At 54.7% G+C, this 938-nt stretch carries 1 protein-coding gene; it reads right to left on the bottom strand.

The annotated features are described in order from the left end of the window. Positions 1 to 140: 140 nt before the first annotated feature. Complete coding sequence (locus EXE45_RS19830) at positions 141 to 677, bottom strand: twin-arginine translocation signal domain-containing protein (RefSeq protein WP_158293428.1); 537 nt, start codon at positions 675 to 677, stop codon at positions 141 to 143. Positions 678 to 938: the final 261 nt, after the last annotated feature.

The following is a 938-nucleotide window of genomic DNA, read 5'->3' on the forward strand; positions in this document are numbered from 1 at the left end:
GATCGATCTGAGACCGACGGCTCTGTTGAGATTCTCAAACGGCGACGTGGCCTCAGCGCCCGGGTGACTACAGAGCGCATAGTCAGCACGTAGTAAGGAGTCAACGAAAGGTGATGAGTAGTCAAACAGGCAGCAATTACTCAGTTGGAATCGATTGCTGACTCGAGATCGAAGGATCTAACATTACTTTCAGATATCGCTTGACTTCGTGGTTCGGTGTCGTGGACTCGCAGATGGCGGAACTCCTCCTCCCCGGATCTCGTACTGACCGTGGCACGACCGCCGAGGGTAAGTTCGTTGAAGTCGGCCCGTGTGGCCGCCACATTAACCGGGCCCTCATTTCCGCCAACCGGAGCTACGTTAACGAGATACCGAACGTCCCCGAACCGGTTTTTCAGGTTCTCATGGAGACTGTCGGAGACGGTAACGGTTCGGTCATCGAAAGCAGACCCGACGTATTCGGGATCATATTGCCCGTGGAGGACATTCTCCGAGCGTTCGAACAGCACGGTGAGTAGGTCGATTCTGGTCGCGTTCCCATCGGAAGCGGTCGCCTCGACATTGATTGATTTCACGAAGACACGTCCTGTCGTTGTGTCGACCGAACTAACGCAGCCTGCCACCCCGACAGCACCTACGACGCTCACTCCTGCGAGGAAATTCCGGCGGGAGGGCATATCTGGAACATGTGACATACCGGGAAAATATTTTGTGCCTATTTTTCACAATATTCGGGGTGCGGACATGCGATCGTAGAAGCAATTCAGCCGCTCGTAAGGAGGCAGCTGAAGCTTTGAGGCTGTAACAGAAGCCGTTGCGTTACCGGTCACAAACGAGCAGAGACGTCACTCCTCGCGTAACGTCCGAAAGGAATTGTGCGTGGGTGCTGTCGTAGAGACAACACCGGCATGATGTCCCAACACGTAAGGGATGCCCTC

It is taken from the genome of Halorubrum sp. SP9, assembly GCF_005435015.1.
Classification (GTDB): Archaea; Halobacteriota; Halobacteria; order Halobacteriales; family Haloferacaceae; genus Halorubrum; species Halorubrum sodomense.